Source organism: Microbacterium kunmingense (assembly GCF_023155745.1).
Lineage (GTDB): Bacteria > Actinomycetota > Actinomycetes > Actinomycetales > Microbacteriaceae > Microbacterium > Microbacterium kunmingense.
Window position 1 is genome coordinate 16,097 of the sequence record NZ_JAKNUS010000006.1, and the last position, 24,724, is coordinate 40,820.

Genomic DNA, 24,724 nt, shown 5'->3' on the forward strand with positions numbered 1-24,724 from the left:
CATGACCCTCGACCACCCCGCCCCCGTCTTCGGCACCGTCCTGGTGGCCAACCGCGGTGAGATCGCGCGCCGCGTCATCCGCACGCTCCGTGCCCTCGGGATCCGCGCCGTCGCCGTCTACAGCGACGCCGATGCCCAGGCGCCCCATGTGCGCGAAGCCGACGCCGCCGTCCGGATCGGTCCGGCGGCCGCGTCGGCGTCCTACCTCGACATCGACGCCGTCATCGGCGCCGCCCGGCAGACCGGTGCCGAGGCGATCCACCCGGGCTACGGATTTCTCTCCGAGAACGTCGCCTTCGCGCGAGCCTGCGCCGACGCGGGCATCGTCTTCATCGGACCCGGCGAGCGGGCCCTGGAGATCATGGGCGACAAGATCCGCGCGAAGGAGCACGTCGCCGGCTTCGGCGTTCCCACCGTCCCGGGATTCTCCGCGGCGGGGATGGATGCCGCCGAGATCGCCCGTGCCGCTCAGGACACCGGGTTCCCGCTCCTGGTGAAACCGTCGGCCGGCGGCGGCGGCAAAGGCATGCAGATCGTGCGCACCCCCGAGGACCTGCCCGCGGCGGTCGACAGCGCCCGGCGGGTGGCGCGCGCGGCGTTCGGCGATGACACGCTGCTGCTGGAGCGCCTTGTGGAGAACCCCCGGCACATCGAAGTGCAGGTGCTCGCCGACGACCACGGCACCGTGGTGCACCTGGGCGAGCGTGAATGCACGCTTCAGCGCCGCCACCAGAAGGTCATCGAGGAAGCCCCGTCCCCGGCCGTGGACGCGGCCACACGGGAGCGGCTGGGTCAGGCCGCCTGCGCCGCCGCGGCGAGCGTGGACTACCGGGGTGCCGGGACCGTCGAGTTCCTCGTCGCCGCGGCCCGCCCCGACGAGTTCTTCTTCATCGAGATGAACACCCGCCTGCAGGTCGAGCACCCCGTCACCGAGGAGGTCACCGGCATCGACCTCGTCGCCGAGCAGCTGCGCATCGCCGCCGGACGTGCTCTCTCGGTCGCGCAGCACGAGGTGCGCCTCAGCGGGCACGCCGTCGAGGCGCGCGTCTACGCCGAGAGCCCCGAACGCGGGTTCGTGCCGTCGGTGGGGGAGATCCTGGCGTGGCGGCCCGCTCCGGGCGTCCGCACCGACGCGGCCATCGAGGTCGGTTCGGTCGTGACCGCCGACTACGACCCGATGATCGCGAAGGTGATCGCCCACGCCGCCGACCGGTCTGCGGCGCTGCAGGCTCTCGACGCGGCACTGGCCGACACCGTGATCGCCGGCGTCGAGACGAACGTGGCGTTCCTTCGGACGCTCCTCGCCCGAGAGGATGTGAGGGCGGGCGATCTCGACACCGGCATCATCGATCGGATGCCGGGACTCGAGCCCTCGCCTCCGGAGGAGGTCGACCTCATCGCCGCGGCGGCGGTGAGCGGCGGGATGCGCGCAGAGTCTGTTCCCGGAGACGATCGCGGGGCGGGGCTCGTGTGGCGGAGCCTCCGCGGGTGGCGTGCCGGCCGGCCGCCGGCGCGCGAGACCGTGTCGTTCCTCGTGGACGGCGTCGGCGTCGTCTCCGCACCACTCACCGACGCGACGCCCGGGAGCGATGTCGTCGCCGTGTGCGCACGGGATGGAGCCGTGTGGACCTGGCGGAACGGCATCGTGCATCGGTTGACGCCGGTGGATCGCCGCGAGGCGATGACGCACCGCCTGGCCGCACGATCCCGGCACGTCTCCGCCGCAGCTCCCCAGGTGCGCGCCCCGATGACCGGGACGGTGGTCGCCGTGCACGTCGCGGACGGCACCCGAGTCGCCGCGGGCGACCGGCTCGTCAGCATCGAGGCGATGAAGATGGAGCACATCGCGACCGCGCCCCACGACGGCGTGGTCCGCATTCACGTCGCGATCGGCGACCAGGTGAACCGCGACCAGATCGTCGCGGAGGTCGAGGAGGACCAGGATGACCATTCCACTCAGTGACTACGCGCTCGAGGAGACCGAGCTCGAACTGGCGCAGCTGGTGCGCGAGTTCGCCGACGAGGTGGTGGCCCCGGTCTCGTACGAGGCCGACCGCACGCACACGCTGCCGCTGGACGTGGTGGCCCGGATGGGGGAGATGGGGCTGTTCGGGCTTCCCTTCCCCGAGGAGGTCGGGGGGCAGGGAGGGGATTACGTCGCCCTGTGCCTCGCGATCGAGGCGCTCGCGCGTGTCGACCAGTCGATCGCGATCACGCTGGAAGCAGGCGTGAGCCTCGGGGCCATGCCGATCCACCGCTTCGGCACCGACGCCCAGCGTGCGGAGTACCTCCCCGACCTCCTCGCCGGCCGCGCCCTCGCCGGATTCGGGCTGACCGAGCCAGAGGCGGGCTCGGACGCCGGTGCCACGCGCACGACGGCGCGCCGTGACGGGGAGGAGTGGGTGATCAACGGATCGAAGCAGTTCATCACCAACTCCGGAACCGACATCACCCGCTTCGTCACCGTCACCGCGGTCACGGGCGAGAGCGGGGGGCGCAAGCAGATCTCCACGATCATCGTCCCGAACGGCACGCCGGGCTTCACCGTCGAGCCCGGATACGACAAGGTCGGCTGGCGTGCGTCGGACACGCACCCGCTCAGCTTCACCGACGTGCGTGTCCCCGTCTCGCATCTCCTCGGCGAGGAAGGGCGGGGCTTCGCGAACTTCCTGCACATCCTCGACGAGGGGCGCATCGCCATCGCCGCGCTCTCCACCGGCGCCGCGGAAGGGTGCCTGGAAGCGGCCGTGGAGTACGCCTCGACGCGCACGGTGTTCGCCGCGCCGCTGTCGAGTCGCCAGGGGATCCAGTTCATGCTCGCGCGGATGCAGGCGCGGGTCCACAACGCCCGCCTCGCCTGGCTGCACGCGGCGCGACTGCGCGACGCCGGGAAGCCGTTCAAGACCGCGGCGGCCATCGCGAAGATCACCGCGAGCGACGCGGCGATGGACAATGCCCGCGACGCCACGCAGATCTTCGGCGGCAACGGCTTCATGAACGAGTACCCGGTGGCGCGCCACTATCGCGACTCGAAGATCCTCGAGGTGGGCGAGGGCACGACCGAGGTGCAGCTGCTGGTCATCTCGCGGGCGCTGGGTCTGGGCGGGTAGCGTGAGCGGCACGGTGAACCACACGACGAACGACACCACGACCGACGCTGCGGGCGAAGCCTCGGCGCCGCCGGTCGTCCAGCGCGGACTGTACTTCGACCAGATGGAGATCGGTGCCCGCTTTCTGCACCGGCCCGGACGCACGGCGACGGAGACCGACAACGTGCTGTTCTCGGCACTGACGATGAACACCCAGCCGCTTCACCTGGATGCGGCCTGGGCTGGGGGCAGCCCGTTCGGCGAACGGCTGGTCAACTCGATGTGGACCCTGTCGACGATGGTCGGAGCGTCGGTGTCGCAGCTGACGCTCGGAACCCTCGTCGCGCAGTTGGGTATGAGCGACATCAGCTTCCCGGCTCCGCTGCGCCACGGTGACACGCTGTACACGGAGACGGAGATCCTGGATGCGCGTCGCTCGGCCTCCCGCCCGGGGCAGGGCGTCGTCACCATGCGCCACATCGGGCGCAATCAGGACGGGGTGGTGGTCGCCACGGCCACACGGGTCGCGCTGATGTGGTGCGAGGACGCCGACCCCGCGCGGCAGGCGGCGGTCCCGGCTCCGGCGGCGGAGGAGTGAGGATGCTCCCCGCTCCGGCCCTGCTGTTCTGCCCGGCCGACCGTCCCGAGCGGTTCGCCAAGGCTCTCGAGCGCGCCGATGCCGTCATCCTGGATCTCGAGGATGCGGTCGGTCCCGACCGCAAGACCGCCGCCCGCGGCGCCGTCATCGATTCCGACCTCGATCCGTCCCGCGTCATCGTGCGGGTCAACCCGATCGGAACCGAGGCCTTCGCCGCGGATATGGCGACGCTGTCGCAGACCGACTATCGCACCGTGATGATCGCCAAGGCAGAGAGCGCCAAAGCCCTCCGCGCGGTCGATCGGCGATTCTCGATCATCGCGCTGTGCGAGACCGCCCGTGGCGTCGCCGCTGCCGACAAGCTCGCCGCCCACGATCAGGTGACGGGCCTGATGTGGGGAGCGGAGGACTTGGTCGCGAGCCTCGGCGGCACGTCCAGCCGCAAGCCCAACGGTCGCTACCGTGACATCGCCCGATACGCGCGGGCGCGCGTGCTGCTGGCGGCGGGGGCGCAGGGCAAGGACGCCATCGACGCGGTGCACCTCGACATCGGAGACGTGAAGGGTCTTCGGCGCGAGGCGGCGGACGCGGCGGCCTCGGGGTTCGCGGCGACCGCGTGCATCCACCCCTCTCAGGTGCCGGTGATCCGACAGGCGTACCGTCCCGACGAGGCGACGATCGCGTGGGCCCGGAGCGTCCTCGCGGCGGCGGAGGACCGACCCGGGGTGTTCACCCACGAGGGACGCATGATCGATGAGCCCGTGCTCCGTCATGCCCGCTCGGTGAGGGACCGCGCAGACCTCAGCGGGTGATCTCGACCGGGAGGACGAGTCGGAGCCTGCCGGTCTCGACCTCGAAGCGGTGGAGCGAGCCGTTGGGCAGTCGCACTCCCGGCTCGGGGAGCCTGTCGTCGGTGGCGTGTCCGATCACCTCGCGGATCAGTGCGCCGTGCGCGACAACGATGAGGGGCAGGGTGGTGCCCATGGGCGCGGCATCGTGCTGGGCACGGGCGAGCGCGGCCAGCGCTCGCCGGCGGAGGTCGGCGCGCGTCTCGGCTCCCGGCACGTCGGCGACGTGCCACGGGCCCCACCGCCGCTGGAACTCCGCGGTGAGGAGGCCTTCGGCGTCGCCGTAGGCGCGCTCGCGCAGTTCCGGGTATCGGCGCGGCGCGTCGAGCCCGAGCGCGCCGGCGATGATGTCGGCGGTCTCGGCGGCCCGCTGCAGGTCGCTGGAGACGATGACGGCGGCATCCGCAGCATCCGACGGGCTGATCGCGAGCTCACTGCGCAGCTCCTCGGCTGCGCGTCGCGCCTGCTCCCGACCGGCATCGTTGAGCGGGATGTCGGTGAGTCCCTGAATGCGTCCGACCCGGTTCCAGTCGGTTTCGCCGTGGCGGATGAGGATCAGGGAACACACCGCTCGAGCGTATCCGGGCCCGGCTGACGATTCGCTCTCAGCGGCCGGTGGGCGTCGGGAGATTGTCGGCGAGGAATCGCAGGACCGGTGAGGTTCCGGCATCGATCTTCACCGTGGCGCGCGCGTCGCCGCGTGTCTGGCCGCGATTGACGATGACGACAGGGAGCTTCCGCCGTCGCGCACGCTCCAGCAGGCGGATGCCGGAGTTGACGACGAGCGATGAGCCGGCGATCACGAGCGCGTCGGCACCGCGGACGATCTGCTCCGCCTCGCGGAACTTCTCCGCAGGGACGTACTCGCCGAAGAACACCACGTCGGGCTTGAGCATCCCGCCGCACACCGTGCAGTCGGGGAGGATGAACCCGTCGGTGGCCGAGGGCACGACGTCGCCGTCCGGACCGAGGGGGACGGCGTCGGGGACCTTCAGCCAAGGGTTGTCGCGTTCGACCCGGACGGCGAGGTCGCGACGGTCGAACACCTGACCGCAGTGGGTGCAGAAGACCCGGCGCATCGTGCCGTGCAGTTCGACGACCCGGCGGCTGCCCGCGCGCACGTGGAGACCATCGACGTTCTGGGTGATCACGCCGGCGGCGATGCCGCGGTGCTCGAGGTCGGCGATCGCGCCGTGACCGGCATTCGGGCTCGCCGCGGCGAACGCCTGCCACCCCAGATGCGAACCGACCCAGTAGCGGCGACGGGCGGCCGCGTCGCCCAGGAACTCCTGCGCCGTCATGGGCGTGCGCACCGGAGCACCCTCGCCGCGGTAGTCGGGGATGCCCGAGTCGGTCGACACACCGGCGCCGGTGAGGATGGCGAGCCGCCGGCCCCGCAGCACCTCCAACGCCTCGGCGACGGCCGGCGTCTGCGCACCCAGATCGGTCGTGACGGTCACGGGCACCCCCTTCGCCGAGTCAACGCCGCCTGCATCGCAGAGTCACGCCGCGTGCGGATCGCCGAGTCTAGGCCCGGCGCTTTTCGCTCATGTTACGCAGGGCCGGGTGGGAGAGTGGTCGGATGCGGCTTCACGAGATCGACGACCCGGACGACCCCCGACTGGCCGACTACCGCGACCTCACCGACGTGGCGCTGCGTCGCGTGCTCGAGCCGGACGAGGGGCTGTACATCGCGGAGTCGGCGAAGGTGATCGCTCGAGCCCTGGCCGCCGGGCATCGACCGCGGTCGGTGCTGGTGCAGTCGAAATGGATCGATGACGTCGCACCCCTCCTGACCCGGACGCCCGACGTCGAGGTGTTCGTCGTTCCGGTCGGCGTCGCGGAGCGGCTCACCGGCTACGCCGTGCACCGGGGTGCGCTCGCGGCGATGCATCGGCCCGCGCTGCGCAGCGTGGCCGAGACCGTGTCGGGCGCACGCACCGTCGTGGTTCTGGAGGACATCGTCGACCACACCAACGTCGGGGCCGTGTTCCGCAATGCCGCAGGGCTCGGCGCCGATGCCGTCCTGGTCTCGCCCCGCTGCGCGGATCCGCTCTATCGCCGCAGCGTCCGGGTCTCGATGGGGACGGTGTTCCAGGTCCCGTGGACCCGCCTGGTCGATCCCCGCTCCAGCGCGGTCGAGCTCGCCGAGGCGGGATTCCACGTCGCCGCCCTCGCTCTGGACGATGATGCCGTCGAGTTGGGCGACTTCGCCGACCGGCGGCCGGAACGGGTCGCTCTGCTCCTGGGTGGCGAGGGTCACGGACTGTCGCTGGGGAGTCTGACCGATGCCCACACGGTGGTCACCATCCCGATGTCCGGCGGTGTCGACTCGCTGAACGTGGCTGCGGCCAGCGCGGTCGCGCTGTGGGCACTCGCGCGCGGCGGACGCTGAGCCCGGTCAGTCCTCGCTCGACCGGATGATCGGCAGCGGCTCGGGGCGCTTGGGCGCGACCTTATCGCCCGAAGACTGATGCCGCAGTCGCCGGAGCACCCAGGGCACGAGGTATTCGCGGGCCCAGACGAGGTCGTTCGAGCGTGCCTGACGCCAGGTGCGCACCGGCAGGGGATCGGGGGCCATGGGCTGCAGGTCGTTGGGCACGGCGAGGGTGCGCAGCACCATCCGGGCCACCTCGTGATGCCCGAGGGAGTTGTAGTGGAGGCGATCGTCGTCGAAGAAGCGCATGTCCTGCACTTCCTTGAGGGCCCACTGGTCGGCGACGATGCAGTCGTACTGCTCGGCGATCGCTCGGATGTTCTCGTTGTAGATGGCGACCTTGCCACGGATCCCGCGGAACACCGGGGTGAAGTTCGTGTCGATGCCGGTGAAGACCACCAGCGTGGCGCCGGAGGTGGACAGGCGCACGACGGCGTCGTGGAAGATGTCGGCCACCACGTCCGGGTCCGAGCCCGGACGGATCACGTCGTTGCCGCCGGCGGAGAAGGTGACGAGATCGGGCTTGAGCTCGAGGGCCGGTTCGACCTGCTCGTCGACGATCTGACGGATCAGCCGCCCGCGGATCGCGAGGTTGGCGTAGGAGAAATCAGGTACCTGACGCGAGAGCACCTCTGCCACCCGGTCGGCCCAGCCACGGTGCCCGCCCGGCGATCCGGGCTCGGGGTCGCCGATGCCCTCGGTGAACGAGTCGCCGAGAGCGACGAACCGTCGCCAGGGGTGCAATTCGTGGTTCGCGGCGTAGGGGCTCGGGTGGTCGGGGGTAGTCGACATGGCGCTTCCTCGGCTCGTGGCTTGTGTCGAGGGTAGCGTCCGAGGCGTCGTCTATCGTGGTGACTCGTCGTGTTCGGGAAGGGGGAGCTGTGGACGAGGCCGCTCTGACCGACACCGCCGGCGAGACCGACATCCATCTCGGCAGCTTCGCCGCCGAGCATCTGTCGCCGACCTGGCCGCAGCGGGCGCCATGGGGAACCGCGCAGCGGCTGCGCGCCTGGCAGGCCGAGGCGCTGGACCTCTACTTCTCTCTCGACGGCCCCGACGGCCCGGGCGCGGGACCGCGCGACTTCCTTGCAGCGGCCACCCCCGGCGCGGGCAAGACGACCTTCGCGCTGCGACTGGCGACCGAGCTGCTTCGGCGCCATGTCGTCGACCGCGTGGTCGTCGTGGCCCCTACCGAGCACCTGAAGTCGCAGTGGGCCGACGCGGCGGGACGAGTCTCGCTCCGCCTGGATCCGGCCTTCAGCAACCGGTTCGTCGCACCGTCCCGGCAGTACCACGGGGTTGCCGTGACGTACGCGCAGGTCGCGGTGAAGCCCTCGGTGCATCAGCATCTGACCGACTCGGCGCGCACCCTCGTCATCCTCGACGAGGTCCACCACGGGGGTGACGCTCTGAGCTGGGGCGATGCGCTCCGAGAGGCCTACGGTCGGGCCAGCCGCCGGCTGCTGCTGTCGGGGACCCCTTTCCGCAGCGACACGGCGCCCATTCCCTTCGTGGAGTACCACCCCAACGACAAGGGCATCAGGATCTCCCGGACCGACTACGCCTACGGCTATCGCCGCGCGTTGGAGGACGGGGTCGTCCGTCCGGTGATCTTCCTCGTCTACGCCGGCCAGATGCGGTGGCGGACCAAGACCGGCGATGAGATGGAGGCCCAGCTCGGACAGGACAACACCAAGGACATCACCTCACAGGCGTGGCGCACCGCGCTCGACCCCGAGGGGGACTGGATCCCCGCGGTCCTGCGGTCGGCCGATCGCCGGCTCAGCGAAGTGCGCGAACAGGTGCACGATGCCGGGGGTCTCGTGATCGCGACCGATCAGACCGCCGCACGGGCCTACGCCGCGATCCTGGAGGGGATCAGCGGTGAGCGACCCACGGTCGTGCTCTCGGACGAGGCGGAGGCGTCGTCGCGGATCGAGGCGTTCTCGGCCGGGACGTCACGGTGGATGGTCGCGGTGCGGATGGTGTCCGAAGGCGTCGACGTTCCTCGACTGGCCGTGGGCGTCTACGCCACCTCCGCGTCCACACCGCTGTTCTTCGCCCAGGCGATCGGGCGTTTCGTGCGGGCTCGGCGGCGCGGCGAGACCGCGAGTGTGTTCCTCCCGAACGTGCCGCAGCTGCTGGCGCTCGCCCACGAGCTGGAGCGTCAGCGCGATCACGCCCTCGATCGCGACAGCGACGGTGACGACGAGTGGAACGCCGAAGAAGATCTCATGGATGCCGCCGAGCGGGACGAGAAGGCCTCGGATGCGCTCACGCAGGAGTTCACCTTCCAGGCGCTCGGGTCGGCCGCCCACTTCGACCGCGTCATGTTCGACGGCCGGGAATTCGGTCAGCTCGCCGTGCCCGGAACGCCGGAGGAGGAGGAGTTCCTGGGGCTTCCGGGCCTTCTCGAACCCGAGCACGTCCACGAGCTCCTGCTGCAGCGTCAGGCGCGGCAGAGCCGGCACCGGAAGGTCCGTGAGGCGGCCGCGGCCACAGGGTCCGAGCCTGTGACACCGGCCCCGCCGGCGCCGCTGCACCGCACCCTGAAGGAGCAGCGGCAGCTCCTGAACAGCCTGGTGGGGCTGTATGCACGACAGAGCGGCGAGCCGCACGGGGCCGTGCACGCCGAGCTGCGGCGGATCTGCGGCGGACCCGCCGTCTCCCACGCGACCGTAGCTCAGCTGCAGGCCCGGATCGACGTGCTGCGGGCGCGGGTCCGGTCCTGATGGCCGCGATCGTTCGGCGTTCCGAAATGCTGGCAATCGCCGTTCCGACAGCGATCGGAGCAAGGCCGATGACTAGCGTGGAGCCGTTCCCTCGCGCCTGAGAAGAGGTCGATCCCGCGTGCCCAGCGATCCTGCCCCCACCCCGCATCCCGCCGCCCGGGACCGTCGACGGTGGGCTCAGTACCTCGTCGACGAGCGCGCAGAGGCCCGGGTCTATCGCGAGCTGGCCGCCCGTCGCGAGGGGGAGGAGCGTGCCATCCTCCTCGCGCTGGCCGAGGCGGAGGGGCGGCACGAGGCGCATTGGCTCGAGATGCTCGGCGGCGAGCCCGAGCGACTGCCCCGCCCGGACGTGCGCACCCGTGTGCTCGCTCTCCTGGCTCGGCGCTTCGGCTCGATCTTCGTCCTCGCGCTCGCGCAGCGCGCGGAGGCCCGATCGCCCTATGACGCCGAACCGTTCGCCTCGGCCACGATGGCCGCCGACGAACGCATCCACCAGGAGGTCGTCCGCGGACTTGCCGCGCGGGGGCGTCGACGGCTGTCGGGCTCGTTCCGGGCGGCGGTGTTCGGGGCCAACGACGGGCTGGTGTCCAACATGGCCCTCGTCATGGGAATCGGAGCCACCGGCGTCGCCCCGTCCTTCGTCCTCTTCAGCGGGGTGGCGGGCCTGCTGGCCGGTGCCCTGTCGATGGGCGCGGGGGAGTTCGTCTCGGTGCGGTCGCAGCGTGAGCTCCTCGCGGCGACCGAGCCGAACAACGACGCCGACCACGTCCTTCCCGACCTCGACCTCGATGCCAATGAGCTGGCGCTGGTCTACCGCACCCGAGGGATGTCGGAGGCCGACGCCGAGGCGCGGGCGCGAGCGGTCGTCGGCGCGGCCCGTGACGCCGACCGGAGTGTTCCCTATCGGCTGGCCGACGAGCTCTCCGACGCGCACGACGTGGTCGGTCGCGACTGGGGTGCCGCGCTGTCGAGCTTCCTGTTCTTCGCCTCGGGCGCTGTCATCCCCCTTCTCCCCTGGCTGTTCGGGCTCGCGGGGACGGCGGCCATGGTCACCGCACTGGTCCTCGTGGGCGTCGCGCTCCTCGCGACCGGCGCCATGGTCGGCCTGCTCTCGGGCGGCCCGCCGCTGCGCCGCGCGCTGCGCCAGCTCGCCATCGGCTACGCCGCCGCGGCCGTCACCTACGTGCTCGGTCTGATCTTCGGTGTCGCGGTGGGCTGACCGCAGGCAAAGAAAAACCCCCGGATGACCGGGGGTTTTTCTCTCTGTGCGCGAGGGGGGACTTGAACCCCCACGCCCTATACGGGCACTAGCACCTCAAGCTAGCGCGTCTACCTATTCCGCCACCCGCGCATGGGTGTTTCGGTCGTGCAACCGAGGATCGACATTACCACGTTCACGGGGTCGCTCGTGCGCAGGGGTGGGGCGGCGTCCACGACGCGCGCGATTCGCCGACACCGCGGACGGGTAGGTTAGTCCGCATGCCGACGCCCGGATCCGATCTCCCCGAAGTCGCCCGCCTCGCCCGAGACCTCATCCGGTTCGACACCACCAACTTCGGCGGCGGCCGATCCCGCGGCGAGCGCGAGGCGGCGGAGTACGTCGGGGCATTCCTGGAGTCGCTGGGCCTGGAGCCCGAGTACTACGAACCCATCGACCGGCGCACCAACGTGATGGCCCGGGTGCCGGGTCGAAACCCCGATCGACCGGCCCTCGTGCTGCACGGACACCTCGACGTCGTCCCGGCGGTGGCGGAGGACTGGAGCGTGGATCCCTTCGCCGGCGAGGTGCGCGACGGCATGCTCTGGGGACGGGGAGCGGTGGACATGAAGGACATGGACGCGATGATCCTTGCCTCGGTCGCCGACCTGCTCCGCGCGGGAGAGCGACCAGAGCGTGACCTCGTCCTGGTGTTCTTCGCCGACGAGGAGAACGGCGGCATTGAAGGCTCGCAGCTCGTGGTGCGCGACCGCCCCGAGTGGTTCGCCGGTGCGACCGAGGCGATCAGCGAGGTCGGCGGATACTCCATCAGCGTCGACGACCGTCGCGCCTACCTGCTGCAGGTGGGGGAGAAGGCACTCGTCTGGATCCGGCTGGTGGCGCGCGGACGCGCGGCCCACGGCAGCAGCTTCCATCCCGACAACGCCGTCACGCGCCTCGCGGAGGCGGTGGCGGCCCTCGGCCGGACGGCCTGGCCGGTGACGCTGACCGACACGACGACGCAGCTGGTCGCCGCCCTCGGAGAGCTCTCCGGTCGCGCGGGCGCCGACCCCGACGAGCTCGCCGGTCACGCGGGGCCGGCCGCGGGATTCCTTCGCGCGACGCTGCGGACGACGACCAATCCCACGGGGCTGACCGCCGGGTACAAGCACAACGTGATCCCCGATCGTGCCGAGGCGCTCATCGACGTCCGGGTGCTTCCGGGCACCGAGGACGCGGCCATCGCCGACATCCGCCGGATCATCGGCGACGACGTCGAGGTGGAGATCGTCCACCGCGACATCGGTCTCGAGGTGCCGTTCTCGGGCGACCTCGTCGACGCGATGGTGCGGGCCCTCGGCCAGCATGATCCGGGCACCCCCGTCATCCCGTACCTCATGGGCGGCGGCACCGACAACAAGGCTCTCGCGGCGCTCGGGATCGCCGGCTACGGATTCGCTCCGCTGCGCCTTCCCGCCGACCTGGATTTCACCGGGATGTTCCACGGCGTCGACGAGCGCGTGCCGATCGCGGCGCTGGAGTTCGGGCAGCGGGTGCTCACCGATCTCCTGCGCACCTGCTGATCCGCCGGCTCCCTCCCCGCACACCGAAAGGCGCACATGCAGCTCATCGAGGCGATCTTCCTCGGCATCGTCCAAGGCCTCACCGAATTCCTCCCGGTCTCCTCCAGCGCGCACCTGCGCATCGTGGGGGAGTTCCTGCCTTCCGCAGAGGACCCGGGGGCGACCTTCACCGCCATCACCCAGATCGGCACCGAGGCGGCGGTCCTGCTCTATTTCTGGAAGACCATCGTGCGGATCATCTCCCGATGGGCGCAGTCCCTCGCGGGGCGGGTACCCCGCAACGACCCCGATGCCCGGATGGGCTGGCTGATCATCCTCGGAACCATCCCGATCGGCGTCCTCGGCTTCCTGCTGCAGGATGTCATCCGCGACACCTTCCGCAACCTGTGGCTCGTGGCGATCGTGCTCATCGTCTTCGGTCTCCTGCTCGGAGCCGCCGATCGCTGGGGCGCGCGGCGGCGGGAGCTGTCGGATCTGACCTATTCGCACGGCCTCGCCCTCGGCTTCGCCCAGGCACTCGCCCTCGTGCCGGGGGTGTCGCGCTCCGGGGCAACCACCACGCTCGGGCTCGCCCTCGGGTACACCCGCCCCGCTGCGGCGGAGTACGCGTTCCTCCTCGCCGTGCCCGCGGTGTTCGGCAGCGGCTTCTACGAGCTCCTGCAGAGCTTCGAGGAGCCCGGCGGCCCCTACAGCCAGCTCGACACGGCGGTCGCGACGATCGTGGCCTTCGCCGTGGGGCTCGCGGTCATCGCCTTCCTGATGCGCTACCTCAAGCGGGGCAGCTTCCTGCCCTTCGTCGTCTATCGCGTGGTGCTGGGCGTCGTGCTCATCGTGCTGCTGTCGGTGGGCGTGCTGCAGCCCTACTGACCTCCGACGCTCCGTGGCTCACGACCGACGCGGATCATCCCGTCCGGGCTTGGTCGGTCCGTCGCCTCGACGACGCAGGTACCGCTCGAACTCCTGCGCGATGGCGTCGCCGGAGGCTTCCGGCGAGTCCCATGTGTCGCGCGTGCGCTCGAGCTGCCGGATGTACTCGGTCATCTCCTCGTCGTCCGCCGCCGCCGCATCGATCGACGCCTCCCACGCCGCAGCCTCGGTGGACAGGTCGCCTCTCGGGACCTCGGCGCCGGTGAGATCCTCCAGCCGGTCCAGGAGCGCCAGAGTCGCCTTCGGCGAGGGCGTGTGCCCCGCAACGTAGTGGGGGACACTCGCCCACAGGCTCGCCGTCGGGATACCGGCGGTCTCGGCGGCGTGAGCCAGGACGCTGAGGATTCCCACCGGTCCCTCGTACGTGCTCTTCTCCAGGTCGAGGCTCTGGCGGAGCGTCTCATTGTCGCTGCCGGCGAAGACCGAGATCGGACGCGTGTGCGGGACATCCGACATCATCGAGCCGAGCGCGATGAATCCTGAGATGTCCTCTCGGAGGGCGGCGTCGATGATCTCCGAGGCGAACGCCTGCCACGCCCGTGCCGGTTCGACCCCCGTGAGGAGCCACAGCTGCGTGCCGCGGGTGCGCCGGGTCGGACGAAGCAGAACCGTGTCGGGCCAGGAGAGCTTCCGCCGCCCCTCGCCGTCGATCGAGACCTGAGGTCGGGTGTACTGGTAGTCGAAGTACAGCTCGGGGTCGACGGAGAAGACGGGTTCGTAACCGTCGGCGCCGCGGATCTGCGCCAGCGCCGACGACGCGGCCTCTCCCGCGTCGTTCCAGCCGTCGAACGCCGCGACGATCACCCTGCGTCCCAGACCCTCCACAGGACCTCCCTCGGCCCGCCGGCGCGGGTTGCTACCCAGGATAGGCGCCGTGCGGCGCGCGCGGGGGCGCCGGGTAGCCTTGACCGGTGCATTCCCCCTCCCTCGCCGCGGTCCTCTGGGACATGGACGGCACACTGGTCGACACCGAGCCCTACTGGATGGCGGCCGAGACCCCGCTCGTCGAACGATTCGGCGGGACGTGGTCGCATGAGCAGGCGCTGAGTCTCGTGGGGCTGGGGCTGGAGGATTCGGCCCGCATCTTCCAGGAGGCCGGTGTGCGGATGGGAATCCGCGAGATCATCGATCACCTCACCGACGAGGTGATGCGACAGCTGGCCGTCACGGGTGTGCCCTTCCGTCCCGGCGCGCGAGAACTGCTCCACGACCTCAAGCAGAGCGGCATCAAGACCGCGCTGGTCACCATGTCGATGCGTCGGATGGCGACCACCGTGGTCGACCTCATCGACTTCGACGCGTTCGACGTCGTCATCGCCGGCGACGACGCGACCCGGCCCAAGCCCTTCCCCGACCCGTACCTCCAGGCCTGCGAGCTTCTCGGCGTCGCTCCGAGCCAGACCGTCGCGATCGAGGATTCCCCCAACGGGCTGCGCTCGGCCGTCGCATCCGGGGCCTCGGTGATCGGCGTGCCGCTGATGGTCTCGCTCGCCGGTGCCGGCGCGCACACCACCTGGGACAGTCTGGAGGGACGCACCACGTCGGATCTGGAGCAGTTCCACGCCTCCCGCATCGCCCGTGAGGGGTCTCGCGCATGAGCGGCCGGTGGAGCGGACCGTTCCGCGTCGGGGAGCGGGTGCAGCTGACGGGCCCCAAAGGGCGTCTGCACACCGTCACCCTCCGCGAGGACGGAGAGCTGCACACCCACCACGGCGTCCTCGCCCACCGCGACATCATCGGCATCCCCGACGGATCCGTGGTCGTCGGCAGCGGCGGGCACGAATACCTCGCCCTGCGGCCGTTGCTGCGCGACTTCGTCATGTCCATGCCCCGGGGTGCGGCCATCGTTTACCCGAAGGACGCCGCGCAGATCGTCGCCGACGCCGACATCTTCCCCGGTGCGACCGTCGTCGAAGCCGGCGTCGGCTCGGGCGCGCTGGCGCTGTGGCTCCTGCGCGCGATCGGGCCGGAAGGGCGCCTGGTCTCCTTCGAACGACGCGAGGATTTCGCCGAGGTCGCGCGCGCGAACGTCGCCACCTTCCTCGGTGAGGAGCCGTCCACGTGGCGCGTGGTCGTCGGCGACCTCGTCGACGAGCTTCCACAGAACCTGGCGGACGGCACCGTGGACCGCGTCGTCCTCGACATGCTCGCGCCCTGGGACTGCATCGACGCGGTCGCCGACGCGCTCGTCCCCGGCGGCGTCGTCATCTGCTACGTCGCCACCGCCACCCAGCTGAGCCGCGTCGCGGAGTACATCCGCGGCACGGGCCTGTTCACCGACCCCGAGGCCAACGAGACGATGGTGCGCGGCTGGCATGTCGAAGGGCTCGCCGTGCGTCCCGATCATCGGATGGTCGCGCACACCGGCTTCCTCCTCACCGCCCGCCGCCTCGCACCGGGCGCCATCCTCCCCGAGCGCAAGCGTCGCGCGTCGAAGTCGAGCTACGGCGACGAAGACGTCGAGCTGTGGACGCCGGGCGCGGTGGGCGACCGGGAGATCACCGACAAGAATCTGCGCAAACGCGTCCGCGAGGCACAGCGTGCGGCCGATGCCCGCACAGGGGGCGCCCAGGGATCCGCCTAAACTAGCCGGGTGCGAAAACTCCCCGCTCTGCTCGCCGTCGTCGGCCTGTCCGCACTGACCCTGGTCGGGTGCACCACCGCCCCGGCCGCGGGATGCGACCGACCCGCGTCCTCCGGATCTTCTCTCGACGACCTCGTCACCGTCGACGGCGGCGTGGGAAGCGCCCCCGACGTGGAGCTGTACACGCCCTTCCAGGTCCGCTCCACCTCCCACACCGACCTCGAGGCCGGCGACGGAACGGCGCTGACCACCACCGAGCAGGCTGCCCTGCTGGATGTCACGATCGTCAGCGGCGAGACCGGCGAAGTGCTCATCCAGACCCCGTACGACGACGACATCGCCCGCGTGGCGCCGATGTCACAGTGGTACACCCCCATCCCGGCCCTGGAGGGCGCGCTGGAGTGCGCGACGGAGGGGTCGCGCGTGGTCGTCGGCCTCGCGCCCGGCGACATCCTGCCGGAGGCGGCGGCCAGCATCGGCCTGGCCGAGGACGAGTCGGCCGTGGCCGTCATCGACGTCCGCAAGGCGTATCTTCCCCGGGCCGCAGGCGCGCTGCAGTTCAACGCCGGCTTCAACCTCCCCTCCGTCGTGCGCGCCGCCGACGGCACGCCCGGCGTGATCGTTCCCGACGCCGCCCCGCCCCGCGACCTCGTCGTCGAGACGCTCATCCGCGGCGACGGGCCCGAGGTGACCGGCGACGTCCCGGTGCGCGTGGCGTACACGGGTGTGCTCTGGGACGACAAGACGGTGTTCGACTCGTCCTGGGGTGAGGCTCCCGTCTCGTTCGACCTCGAGGCGGTCGTCCCCGGCTTCGCCGCGGGCCTGGAGGGCCAGACGGTCGGGTCTCAGGTGATGATCGTCGTGCCGCCGGACCAGGGCTACGGGGACGAAGGGCAGGGCAGCATCCCCGGCGGAGCGACGCTGGTCTTCGTCGTCGACATCCTGGGCCTGGACGAGGTCTCCTGACCGACACGTCTTCCGGACCATCGCCCTCCCCGGCCTAGGATGAGGGGGTGCCGGCGAACACCCCTACGAAGAATCCGCCGGAGGAGCGCCTGGTGAACCTCGTGGTCGCCCTCATGGCCACCGAGCAGGGACTGACGAAGGACACCATCCTCCGGTCCGTTTCGGGTTATCGCGAGCACACCGAGTCCGGTGCATCCAAGGATGCGCTGGAGAAGATGTTCGAACGCGACAAGGAGAATCTGCGGGGTCTCGGCGTCCCGATCGAGACCATCGGCGACTTCGCCGATCCCGACGATCTGCGCGACGCGCGCTACCGCGTGCCGAAGTCGGAGTACGCGCTGCCCGAGGACATCGTCTTCACCCCCGCCGAGCTGGCGCTGCTGAACCTGGCGGGCGAGGTGTGGAGCGAGGGATCCCTGTCGGCCGAGGCGCGGAGCGGTCTGCGCAAGATCCGCGCTCTCGGGATCGACGTCGACGAACCGATCATCGGATACTCGCCGCGCATCAGCGCCCGCGAGCCCTCCTTCCCCGTGCTCCAGCGCGCCGTCGAGCAGAGCCGTGTCGTCACCTTCCCCTACCTGCGTCCGGGCGACGACAGCGAGCGTCTGCGACGGATCCGGCCCCTGGCCCTCATCGAGTACGAGGCCCGCTGGCACGTCTTCGGTCACGACCTCAATCTCGACGCCGATCGCACGTTCCTGCTCAGCCGCATCGTCGGCAACGTCTCCGTCACCCGTGACACCTTCGACCCGGCGCTGCGCGACGGTGCGGGGGAGCGGGCGCTCTCCGAGCTCGAGGATCTCGCCGAACGTCAACTCGCCCATCTCGAGGTGGACCCCGGAACCGAGGCGGCGCTGCGTCTGGCGCGTCGTGGCCGCGCGGCCGACCAGGGCATCCACGTGCCCTACGTCGACGCGCACGTGTTCGCCGACGAACTGGCCTCCTACGGGCCCGAGGTGCGGGTGGTCGCCCCCGAGACGCTTCGCGCCCTCGTCATCACCCGGCTCCGCGCGGCCCTCGCCCGTCACGACGGCGCGTCGGGGGGCTCGTCGTGAGCGCGCGACGTCCCCTGGTCGCCACCGATCGGGCCGCCCTCATCCTGCAGCTCGTGCCGTACCTCATCAGCAAGGGCGAGGTGTCGATCGCCGAGGCGGCGAGGGAGTTCGAGGTCACGCCTGACGAGATGCGCGAGATGGTGCAGAAGCTCACGGTCATCGGTCTTCCCGGTGAGCGCGGGTACTGGCAGATGGCCAACGACCTGTTCGACATCGACTGGGACCTTCTGGACACGCAGGACCTCATCGCCATCACCCACTCGGTCGGCCTCGAACGGTCTCCACGACTGACCGCCCGCGAGGTCGCTGCCCTTCTCGCGGGGCTCCAGCTGGCGCGCACCATCCCGGGGGTCGGTGACAGCGCGATCTACAGCGGCCTGCTCGCCAAACTCTCCCAGGGCGCGTCGGCCAAGCCCGCCGATGTCATCGTCGCACCGAGCCCGGTGGACGATGTGCGCGAAGCCGTCGCGATCGCGCTGCGCGAGCGCGTCGCCGTCACCTTCACCTACAAGGCGCCGGAAGCCGAGCCCACCGCACGCACGGTGGACCCCGTCAAGGTCCACATCGCCGACGGCCAGTGGTATCTGCAGGGGTGGTGCCACCTGCGCCAGGCGATGCGCACGTTCCACCTCGACCGCGTCAGCGATCTGCGGGTCACCGAGATCCCCAGCACCCACAGCGAAGACGCCGCGCCCGGCTGGTTCGATCCGTCGGACGGCGGGGGAGAGGTCATCGTCGACGTGCGCTACCGCGCCTCGCTGGCGCCGCTGCTGGGCGACTACCTCGATCGCGCGAGCGTCGTGCGCGACGGAGACGACGCGGTCGCCACTCTGCGCGTCGCGGACGAGACCACACTGCGCCGCCTCGCGGCCCGTCGCGGCGGCCTCGTCGAGATCGTCTCACCCGACGGGGCCCGCCGTGCTGCCGCCGAATGGGCCCGCGCGGGACTCGCTCAGTACACCGAACGCGCCGATGAGGCACCGGCCGGTTCGTAGAGACCGCGGGTTAGACTGGGATTCCTGACCCCTAGCGACGGAGCCCATCGTGTTCCAAAACCTCACCGGCTGGCACTTCCTCGTCGTGCTCCTGGTCATCCTCCTGCTGTTCGGGGCGGCCAAGCTCCCGGCCCTCGCCAAGAGCGTCGGTCAGTCCGCCCGCGTCTTCAAGGGCGAGATGAAGGCGATGAAGGAAGAGGATGCCCCTTCGGGCGACACCACGTCGTCGACGGCCTCGTCCACCACGCCGCCCGCCGCGTCGCGCGACGCGTCTCCGGGCAGGTCGTCCGAAACGACCTGATCGGCCGTGGCCACGGCCGAACGCGCACGCATCGACGACAGCGAACCCCGGCGCGACCGCCGCATGTCGCTCGGCGCGCACATCTTGGAGTTGCGCAAGCGGCTCATGATCGCGGTTCTCGCCCTCATCGTCGGGATGGTGGTGGCCTTCTTCATCACCGACCCGGTCATCCGTCTCATCACCCTCCCGATCCAGCAGGTCGCCGAGTCCCGGGGGGAGGAAGCGGCAGTCGAGCTGATGTTCACCACGGTGACCTCCGCCTTCGATCTCCGTCTCCGGATGTCCTTCGCGATCGGACTTCTGATCTCCGCACCGATCTGGCTGTGGCAGATCTGGGCGTTCATCATGCCCGGGCTCACGCGCAAGGAAGTCCGTTACACCATCGGCTTCGTCGCCGCCGCCGTTCCGCTGTTCTTCGCCGGAACCTACGTCGGCCTGCTGATCATGCCGCACATCGTCGAGCTGATGGCGACCTTCGTGCCCGAGGGGGCGGCATCGTTCTTCGACGCGACCTACTATTACGACTTCGTCTTCAAGCTCCTCATCATCGTGGGCATCTCCTTCGTCCTCCCGGTCTTCCTCGTGGCGCTGAACCTCGCGGGCGTCATGAGCGGACGTGCGATCCTGAAGGGCTGGCGCGTCGCGGTGCTCGTCGCGACGATCTTCGCCGCGCTGGCGACCCCCGCCGCCGACGTGGTCAGCATGCTGCTGCTGGCGGGCATCCTCGTCGTCCTCTTCTTCGCCGCCGCGGGGCTGTCCCTCCTCTTCGACCGCCGTCGCTCCCGTCGCGACGCCGCGCTTCTTCCGCCCGGGGCCGCCTGATGACACCGCCCGGGGCCGGCCGATGACGCAGCCGTCGCCGGCCGAGCGGTACGCCCGCGCGGCCGCGGCCTCGCGCGAGCAGCGCGGGCACCCAATCACCACGTCCTTCGCCGCGTCGCGGCCTTTCGAGCTCGACCCGTTCCAGATCGAGAGCTGCCGAGCCCTGGAGGAGGGGCGCAGCGTCCTCGTCGCAGCCCCCACCGGCGCCGGAAAGACGATCGTCGGCGAGTTCGCGATCCATCTCGCGATGCGCGAACCCGACGACAAGGCGTTCTACACCACGCCGATGAAGGCGCTGTCGAACCAGAAGTACCGCGAGCTCGTCGCCGAGTACGGTCCCGACGAGGTCGGCCTCCTCACCGGCGACACGAACATCAACGGCAACGCCCGGGTGGTGGTGATGACCACCGAGGTGCTCCGCAACATGCTCTACGCCGACTCCCCGGCGCTGCGGAGCCTGCGCTACGTCGTCATGGACGAGGTGCACTACCTCGCCGACCGCTTCCGGGGCGCGGTCTGGGAGGAGGTCATCATCCACCTCCCGCGGAGTGTCCGGCTGGTCTCCCTCTCGGCGACGGTCTCCAACGCCGAGGAGTTCGGCGACTGGCTCGACACGGTGCGTGGCGACACCGAAGTCATCGTCTCCGAGACCCGGCCCGTTCCCCTCGAGCAGCACGTCCTCGTCCGCGGCGACCTCCTGCCGCTCTTCGACGATCGAGCCGGGGTCGCGACCGCGCAGGTGAATCAGGAGCTGATGCGGCTGCGCTCGTTCAAGGGCGCGAGCTTCGAGAACAACCGCCGCGCCCAGCAGGTCCGCAGCGACCCGGGCCGGCGTCGGCCACCGCGGGGCGGGGTGCGACCGGTTCGGCCCTCGAACATCCGCACCATCGAGCGGATCGATCGCCCCGATGTGGTGCGACTTCTGGAGCGGAGCAACCTGCTGCCGGCGATCTTCTTCATCTTCAGCCGCGCCGGCTGCGACGCGGCGGTGCAGCAGGTGCGCCGCGCAGGGCTGCGTCTGACCACTCGCGAAGAGCGGGACACCATCCGCGAGGTGGTCGAGGAGCGCACCCGCACCCTTGGCGACGAGGATCTGGCGGTCCTCGGGTTCTGGGAGTGGCGCGAGAACCTCGAGCGGGGCGTGGCAGCCCACCACGCCGGCCTCCTTCCCGCCTTCAAAGAGGTCGTCGAGGAGCTGTTCCAGCGGAAGCTCGTCAAGGCGGTCTTCGCCACCGAGACCCTGGCCCTCGGGATCAACATGCCCGCCCGCACCGTCGTACTCGAGAAGCTGGAGAAGTTCAACGGCGAGGCGCGCGTGGCGATCACGGCGGGGGAGTACACGCAGCTGACCGGTCGTGCCGGGCGGCGGGGCATCGACGTGGAGGGTCACGCGGTCATCCAGTGGACCGAGCAGATGGACCCTCAGCAGGTCGCCGCACTGGCGTCGCGGCGGACCTATCCGCTGAACTCCAGCTTCCGCCCCACCTACAACATGGCCGTCAACCTCATCGACCAGTTCGGCCGGCCCCGGGCCCGCGAGGTGCTGGAGTCGTCGTTCGCGCAGTTCCAGGCCGACCGGTCGGTCGTGGGGCTCGCGCGGCAGGTGAAGGAGGCCGAGGACTCGCTGGCCGGATATGCGACGGCGATGGCCTGCGATCGCGGCGACTTCGTGGAGTACGCGGGCATCCGACGCGAGCTCAGCGACCTGGAGAAGATCAATCGGAGGGATGCCACGGCCCCGCGCGGCATCCGCGAGAGCCGCCAACGACAGCTCGCCTCCCTGCGCAAGCGCATGCAGCGGCATCCCTGTCACTCCTGCCCCGATCGCGAGCACCATGCCCGGTGGGGGGAGCGGTACCACCGCCTCGATCGCGAGGTGCAGCGGATGCGCCGACAGATCGAGGGGCGCACCGGCACCGTCGCCCGGGTCTTCGACCGTGTCGTGGACGTGCTCACCGCGCTGGACTACGTCGAGGTCGACGAGGCGGGCGACACCCGCCTCACGGCGGAGGGACGTCGCATGCGGCGGATCTACGGCGAGCGGGACCTGCTTGTCGCGGAGTCGCTGCGTCTGCGCCTGTGGGACCGGCTGGATGCGGCATCGCTGGCCGCGCTGGCGTGCTGTCTCGTCTTCGAGCCGCGGCGGGAGGACGGCCGGGAGAACGCCCTCCCCCGGGGTGCGTTCCGGCCCGTGTTCGCCGAGACGCTGACCCTCTGGCAGCGGCTCGACGACCTCGAGCGCGAGCATCATCTGCCGGGGTCGGAGCCCCCGTCCGGCGGACTCGCGCTGGCGATGCACACCTGGGCGCGCGGCGGGATGCTCGACCGCGTGCTCGACGAGGCCGATATGGCCGCCGGCGACTTCGTGCGCTGGGCGAAGCAGACGATCGATCTGCTGGACCAGCTCTCGCTCGTCGCCGACGGCGACGTGGGGCGGACCGCGCGCTCGGCGCTGGATGCGGTTCGGCGCGGCATCGTCGCGCACTCGTCGGTATGAGCACCGACTCGACGGCGAGCGCGTCGCGACGCCCGCTCCTGCCGCTGTGGGCCGCGGTGCTCGCCGCCGCCGTCGCGGGGCCGACCCTCGACCTCGCATTCCCCGACGTCGGGTGGTGGCCGTTCGCGTTCGTCGGCGTCGCTTTCGCCCTCGTGTCGCTCATCGGCCGGAGCATCGGCGGCGCGCTCCTGGTCGGATTCGTCTTCGGCGCCTCGTTCTACCTCATCCACATCATCTGGATCACCCGCTACCTCGGCCCGATTCCCTGGCTGGCGCTCTCGGGCCTGGAGGCGATCCTCATGGCCGCGGGCGCCGTGCCGATCGTGCTCGCCTACCGCTGGCTGCCCGCGCTCTCACCCGCGCGGGCGACCCGGCTCATCGCGCTGCCCGTCCTCATCGGGGGGCTCTGGACCGGGCGGGAACTGTTCATGGGCTCGTGGCCGTACACCGGCTTCCCCTGGGCGCGGATCGGCATGAGTCAGTCCGAGAGCCCGCTGGCCGACATCGCGTCGTGGACGGGCGTGGCGGGGCTGACCTTCCTGATGGTGACGGCGGTGGCCGCCGTCATCGAGTGGCTGCGGGCCGGTCGCGTCCGTGATCTCCGCACCGCGCTGCCCGCTGCCGTGGCCGCGCTGCTCCTGGTGGCCGTCCCCGCCTTCCCCACCACCCCTTCCGGTGAACTCCGAGTCGGCGCGGTGCAGGGCAACGGGCCCTCGGCCTACTTCGACCAACGCACCCCGTACGCGATCCTCAACGCGCAGCTCGAAGCGACGGCCCCGCTCGCGGGCGAAGACCTCGATCTCCTTGTCTGGCCGGAGGGGGGGATCGACTACGACCCGCTCCAGGATCCCACCACCGCTGCCGCCCTCGACGCGTTGGCCGCGGAGTTCGGGGCGCCGCTCCTCGTCAACGCCGCCACCGACCGGGGGGAACGGACCTTCAACACCTCGATGCTGTGGGAGGAGGGGGCGGAGAACCCCGTGGCGTTTCACGACAAGCGCAACCCGGTGCCGATGGGGGAGTACGTCCCCGACCGCTGGTTCTTCGAGCGCATCGTGCCCGACCTCGTGGGGCTCATCCAGCGGGAGTACACCCCCGGCGAGAACCGGCCCTTCATCGATGTCGACGGTGTCGGCGTCGGCCTGGCGATCTGCTTCGACGTCATCTACGACGCCGTCATCTGGGAGGGGGCGCGCGACGGGGCGGAGCTCTACGTCTTCCAGACCAACAATGCCGACTTCCGCGACACCGACGAGAACCTGCAGCAGCTGGCTTTCGCACGGATGAGGGCGATCGAAACCGGTCGCTCCGTGGTGAACCTCTCCACCGTGGGGACCAGCCAGGTGATCGGCCCGGACGGTGCGACGCTGGAGAGCCTCCCGGCGGGGACGGCGGGCCACATGCTCGCTGAGGTCCCCCTGCGCACCGGTCTCACGCCCGCGGTCATCGTCGGGCCTGCCGTGCAGGTGATCCTGGGATGGGGGAGCCTCCTGGGCCTGGTCGCCGTGGGGATCGCCCTTTGTGTGCGCGGGCGCCGCGGACAGACGACGACGCCGGCCTCCGAGGAGACCGGCGTCGACAGAGACGTCCCTGCCTGATCAGGCGCTGAGCTTCCCCTTCGAGGTGTTCTCAGCGGCACCGCGGCGCGCACGGACGAAGGCCAGACGCTCCTCCAGCAGCTCTTCGAGCTCGGGGATCGTGCGACGCTCCAGGAGCATGTCCCAGTGCGTGCGGGGTGCCTTCTCGTCGCTGTGGTCGACGGTCGCGGTTCCCTCGCCGATCCGCAGCAGCGCCTCGGCGCCGCAGGTGCGGCATTCCCAGGCCTGGGGAGTCTCGGCGTCGGCCGCGAAGGTCAACGTGGTGTCACGTCCGCAGGACGTGCAGGAATAGATGTGCTGTACGCGTTCATGGAACACGACGCCCTCTTCGCTCTGTAGGCTCTGGGCGCCGAGTCGGATGCCGCGAAGACTGCGGTCTGCCATTGTGTGGTCCTTCCGTCGCTGATCAGGTATAACGCCCTCGGCTGGGCGGATCATCCGAAGGCCTGGCCCGGAGCGGGCTTTCACAGCCGATGCTCAGGCCTCGGCCCCGT

The 24,724-nt window shown here is 70.6% G+C and carries 23 protein-coding genes and 1 tRNA gene; 18 read left to right on the forward strand and 6 right to left on the reverse strand.

The genetic code is table 11. The annotated features are described in order from the left end of the window. The first annotated feature begins 1 nt into the window (after position 1). From MA875_RS09965 to MA875_RS09980, 4 genes are all read left to right on the forward strand, one after another. The gene (locus MA875_RS09965) at positions 2 to 1,963 is read left to right on the forward strand and encodes an acetyl/propionyl/methylcrotonyl-CoA carboxylase subunit alpha (protein ID WP_248242149.1); all 1,962 of its coding nucleotides are present in this window, start codon (positions 2 to 4) and stop codon (positions 1,961 to 1,963) included. Then, entirely contained in the window at positions 1,944 to 3,110 is a 1,167-nt protein-coding gene (locus MA875_RS09970) for an acyl-CoA dehydrogenase family protein (RefSeq protein WP_248242150.1), read from the forward strand. The genes MA875_RS09965 and MA875_RS09970 overlap by 20 nt, the downstream gene beginning before the upstream one ends. A 103-nt stretch (positions 3,111 to 3,213) precedes the next feature. Further along, positions 3,214 to 3,687 (forward strand): MaoC family dehydratase, encoded by a 474-nt coding sequence (locus MA875_RS09975; RefSeq protein ID WP_248242357.1) that lies wholly within the window; start codon positions 3,214 to 3,216, stop codon positions 3,685 to 3,687. A gap of 2 nt (positions 3,688 to 3,689) precedes the next feature. After that, positions 3,690 to 4,499, forward strand: a complete 810-nt coding sequence (locus MA875_RS09980) for an HpcH/HpaI aldolase/citrate lyase family protein (RefSeq protein WP_248242151.1) — start codon at positions 3,690 to 3,692, stop codon at positions 4,497 to 4,499. On the opposite strand, the gene MA875_RS09985 is transcribed toward MA875_RS09980, so the two are convergent. Further along, positions 4,489 to 5,103: a histidine phosphatase family protein gene (locus tag MA875_RS09985; RefSeq protein ID WP_248242152.1), complete on the reverse strand. Its 615-nt coding sequence runs from the start codon at positions 5,101 to 5,103 to the stop codon at positions 4,489 to 4,491. The two genes, MA875_RS09980 and MA875_RS09985, sit on opposite strands and share 11 nt — an antisense overlap. Before the next feature lie 37 nt (positions 5,104 to 5,140). Next, positions 5,141 to 5,995 carry a Sir2 family NAD-dependent protein deacetylase gene (locus MA875_RS09990; protein WP_248242153.1) on the reverse strand — a complete coding sequence of 285 codons (855 nt, stop codon included), beginning with the start codon at positions 5,993 to 5,995 and terminating at the stop codon, positions 5,141 to 5,143. Between the two features lie 122 nt (positions 5,996 to 6,117). Here MA875_RS09990 and MA875_RS09995 point away from each other — a divergent pair, with 122 nt between their 5' ends. Further along, positions 6,118 to 6,930 (forward strand): TrmH family RNA methyltransferase, encoded by an 813-nt coding sequence (locus tag MA875_RS09995; protein WP_248242154.1) that lies wholly within the window; start codon positions 6,118 to 6,120, stop codon positions 6,928 to 6,930. A gap of 6 nt (positions 6,931 to 6,936) precedes the next feature. Here the strand turns inward: MA875_RS09995 and MA875_RS10000 are convergent, their stop codons facing one another. After that, positions 6,937 to 7,764 (reverse strand): SGNH/GDSL hydrolase family protein, encoded by an 828-nt coding sequence (locus MA875_RS10000; protein ID WP_248242155.1) that lies wholly within the window; start codon positions 7,762 to 7,764, stop codon positions 6,937 to 6,939. A gap of 131 nt (positions 7,765 to 7,895) precedes the next feature. Between MA875_RS10000 and MA875_RS10005 the strand changes: the two genes are divergently transcribed. Together MA875_RS10005 and MA875_RS10010 are read left to right on the forward strand one after the other, a co-directional pair. Continuing rightward, positions 7,896 to 9,704: a DEAD/DEAH box helicase gene (locus tag MA875_RS10005; protein WP_248242358.1), complete on the forward strand. Its 1,809-nt coding sequence runs from the start codon at positions 7,896 to 7,898 to the stop codon at positions 9,702 to 9,704. A 118-nt stretch (positions 9,705 to 9,822) separates the two neighbouring features. Next, positions 9,823 to 10,923 (forward strand): VIT1/CCC1 transporter family protein, encoded by a 1,101-nt coding sequence (locus tag MA875_RS10010; RefSeq protein WP_248242156.1) that lies wholly within the window; start codon positions 9,823 to 9,825, stop codon positions 10,921 to 10,923. 47 nt (positions 10,924 to 10,970) lie between these two features. Here MA875_RS10010 and MA875_RS10015 read toward each other — a convergent pair. Next, a tRNA-Leu gene (locus MA875_RS10015) sits at positions 10,971 to 11,055 on the reverse strand. A 128-nt stretch (positions 11,056 to 11,183) separates the two neighbouring features. Here MA875_RS10015 and MA875_RS10020 point away from each other — a divergent pair. Further along, on the forward strand, positions 11,184 to 12,485 hold the full coding sequence (locus MA875_RS10020) for a M20/M25/M40 family metallo-hydrolase (RefSeq protein ID WP_248242157.1): 1,302 nt from the start codon (positions 11,184 to 11,186) through the stop codon (positions 12,483 to 12,485). Positions 12,486 to 12,521: 36 nt separating this feature from the next. Beyond that, entirely contained in the window at positions 12,522 to 13,352 is an 831-nt protein-coding gene (locus MA875_RS10025; RefSeq protein ID WP_248242158.1) for an undecaprenyl-diphosphate phosphatase, read from the forward strand. A gap of 18 nt (positions 13,353 to 13,370) precedes the next feature. On the opposite strand, the gene MA875_RS10030 is transcribed toward MA875_RS10025, so the two are convergent. Then, on the reverse strand, positions 13,371 to 14,237 hold the full coding sequence (locus MA875_RS10030) for a PAC2 family protein (RefSeq protein ID WP_248242159.1): 867 nt from the start codon (positions 14,235 to 14,237) through the stop codon (positions 13,371 to 13,373). Between the two features lie 86 nt (positions 14,238 to 14,323). On the opposite strand from MA875_RS10030, the gene MA875_RS10035 reads away from it, so the two are divergent. The 9 genes from MA875_RS10035 (at position 14,324) to lnt (ending at position 24,230) form a co-directional block, all read left to right on the forward strand. Continuing rightward, the gene (locus MA875_RS10035; protein ID WP_248242160.1) at positions 14,324 to 15,010 is read left to right on the forward strand and encodes an HAD family hydrolase; all 687 of its coding nucleotides are present in this window, start codon (positions 14,324 to 14,326) and stop codon (positions 15,008 to 15,010) included. Then, positions 15,007 to 15,996, forward strand: coding sequence for a tRNA (adenine-N1)-methyltransferase (locus tag MA875_RS10040; RefSeq protein WP_248242161.1), 990 nt, complete (start codon positions 15,007 to 15,009; stop codon positions 15,994 to 15,996). The genes MA875_RS10035 and MA875_RS10040 overlap by 4 nt, the downstream gene beginning before the upstream one ends. Before the next feature lie 9 nt (positions 15,997 to 16,005). Beyond that, positions 16,006 to 16,962, forward strand: coding sequence for an FKBP-type peptidyl-prolyl cis-trans isomerase (locus MA875_RS10045; RefSeq protein WP_248242162.1), 957 nt, complete (start codon positions 16,006 to 16,008; stop codon positions 16,960 to 16,962). 47 nt (positions 16,963 to 17,009) lie between these two features. Continuing rightward, on the forward strand, positions 17,010 to 18,017 hold the full coding sequence (locus tag MA875_RS10050) for a helix-turn-helix transcriptional regulator (protein ID WP_248242163.1): 1,008 nt from the start codon (positions 17,010 to 17,012) through the stop codon (positions 18,015 to 18,017). Continuing rightward, positions 18,014 to 19,012 carry a helix-turn-helix transcriptional regulator gene (locus tag MA875_RS10055; RefSeq protein ID WP_248242164.1) on the forward strand — a complete coding sequence of 333 codons (999 nt, stop codon included), beginning with the start codon at positions 18,014 to 18,016 and terminating at the stop codon, positions 19,010 to 19,012. Before MA875_RS10050 ends, MA875_RS10055 begins: the two co-directional genes overlap by 4 nt. A 49-nt stretch (positions 19,013 to 19,061) precedes the next feature. Next, entirely contained in the window at positions 19,062 to 19,313 is a 252-nt protein-coding gene (gene tatA, locus MA875_RS10060; protein WP_248242165.1) for a twin-arginine translocase TatA/TatE family subunit, read from the forward strand. A 63-nt stretch (positions 19,314 to 19,376) separates the two neighbouring features. Further along, a complete protein-coding gene (gene tatC, locus MA875_RS10065; protein ID WP_248242359.1) occupies positions 19,377 to 20,135 on the forward strand; it encodes a twin-arginine translocase subunit TatC in 759 nt (252 codons plus the stop codon). A 22-nt stretch (positions 20,136 to 20,157) separates the two neighbouring features. Next, on the forward strand, positions 20,158 to 22,632 hold the full coding sequence (locus MA875_RS10070; RefSeq protein ID WP_248242166.1) for a DEAD/DEAH box helicase: 2,475 nt from the start codon (positions 20,158 to 20,160) through the stop codon (positions 22,630 to 22,632). After that, positions 22,629 to 24,230: an apolipoprotein N-acyltransferase gene (gene lnt / locus MA875_RS10075; protein WP_248242167.1), complete on the forward strand. Its 1,602-nt coding sequence runs from the start codon at positions 22,629 to 22,631 to the stop codon at positions 24,228 to 24,230. Before MA875_RS10070 ends, lnt begins: the two co-directional genes overlap by 4 nt. Here the strand turns inward: lnt and MA875_RS10080 are convergent, their stop codons facing one another. Further along, positions 24,231 to 24,614 carry an RNA polymerase-binding protein RbpA gene (locus MA875_RS10080; protein WP_248242168.1) on the reverse strand — a complete coding sequence of 128 codons (384 nt, stop codon included), beginning with the start codon at positions 24,612 to 24,614 and terminating at the stop codon, positions 24,231 to 24,233. It lies immediately after the preceding gene. Positions 24,615 to 24,724 lie beyond the last annotated feature (110 nt).

What these genes read in the sequence shown, in the direction of transcription:
- MA875_RS10080 (WP_248242168.1), bottom strand. Translation starts at nt 24,614, where the DNA reads ATGGCAGACCGCAGTCTTCGCGGCATCCGACTCGGCGCCCAGAGCCTA.
- MA875_RS09970 (WP_248242150.1), top strand. Translation starts at nt 1,944, where the DNA reads ATGACCATTCCACTCAGTGACTACGCGCTCGAGGAGACCGAGCTCGAA.
- MA875_RS10070 (WP_248242166.1), top strand. Translation starts at nt 20,158, where the DNA reads ATGACGCAGCCGTCGCCGGCCGAGCGGTACGCCCGCGCGGCCGCGGCC.
- MA875_RS10020 (WP_248242157.1), top strand. Translation starts at nt 11,184, where the DNA reads ATGCCGACGCCCGGATCCGATCTCCCCGAAGTCGCCCGCCTCGCCCGA.
- lnt (WP_248242167.1), top strand. Translation starts at nt 22,629, where the DNA reads ATGAGCACCGACTCGACGGCGAGCGCGTCGCGACGCCCGCTCCTGCCG.
- MA875_RS09980 (WP_248242151.1), top strand. Translation starts at nt 3,690, where the DNA reads ATGCTCCCCGCTCCGGCCCTGCTGTTCTGCCCGGCCGACCGTCCCGAG.
- tatC (WP_248242359.1), top strand. Translation starts at nt 19,377, where the DNA reads ATGTCGCTCGGCGCGCACATCTTGGAGTTGCGCAAGCGGCTCATGATC.
- MA875_RS09995 (WP_248242154.1), top strand. Translation starts at nt 6,118, where the DNA reads ATGCGGCTTCACGAGATCGACGACCCGGACGACCCCCGACTGGCCGAC.
- MA875_RS10025 (WP_248242158.1), top strand. Translation starts at nt 12,522, where the DNA reads ATGCAGCTCATCGAGGCGATCTTCCTCGGCATCGTCCAAGGCCTCACC.
- MA875_RS09975 (WP_248242357.1), top strand. Translation starts at nt 3,214, where the DNA reads ATGGAGATCGGTGCCCGCTTTCTGCACCGGCCCGGACGCACGGCGACG.
- MA875_RS09965 (WP_248242149.1), top strand. Translation starts at nt 2, where the DNA reads ATGACCCTCGACCACCCCGCCCCCGTCTTCGGCACCGTCCTGGTGGCC.
- MA875_RS10040 (WP_248242161.1), top strand. Translation starts at nt 15,007, where the DNA reads ATGAGCGGCCGGTGGAGCGGACCGTTCCGCGTCGGGGAGCGGGTGCAG.
- MA875_RS10000 (WP_248242155.1), bottom strand. Translation starts at nt 7,764, where the DNA reads ATGTCGACTACCCCCGACCACCCGAGCCCCTACGCCGCGAACCACGAA.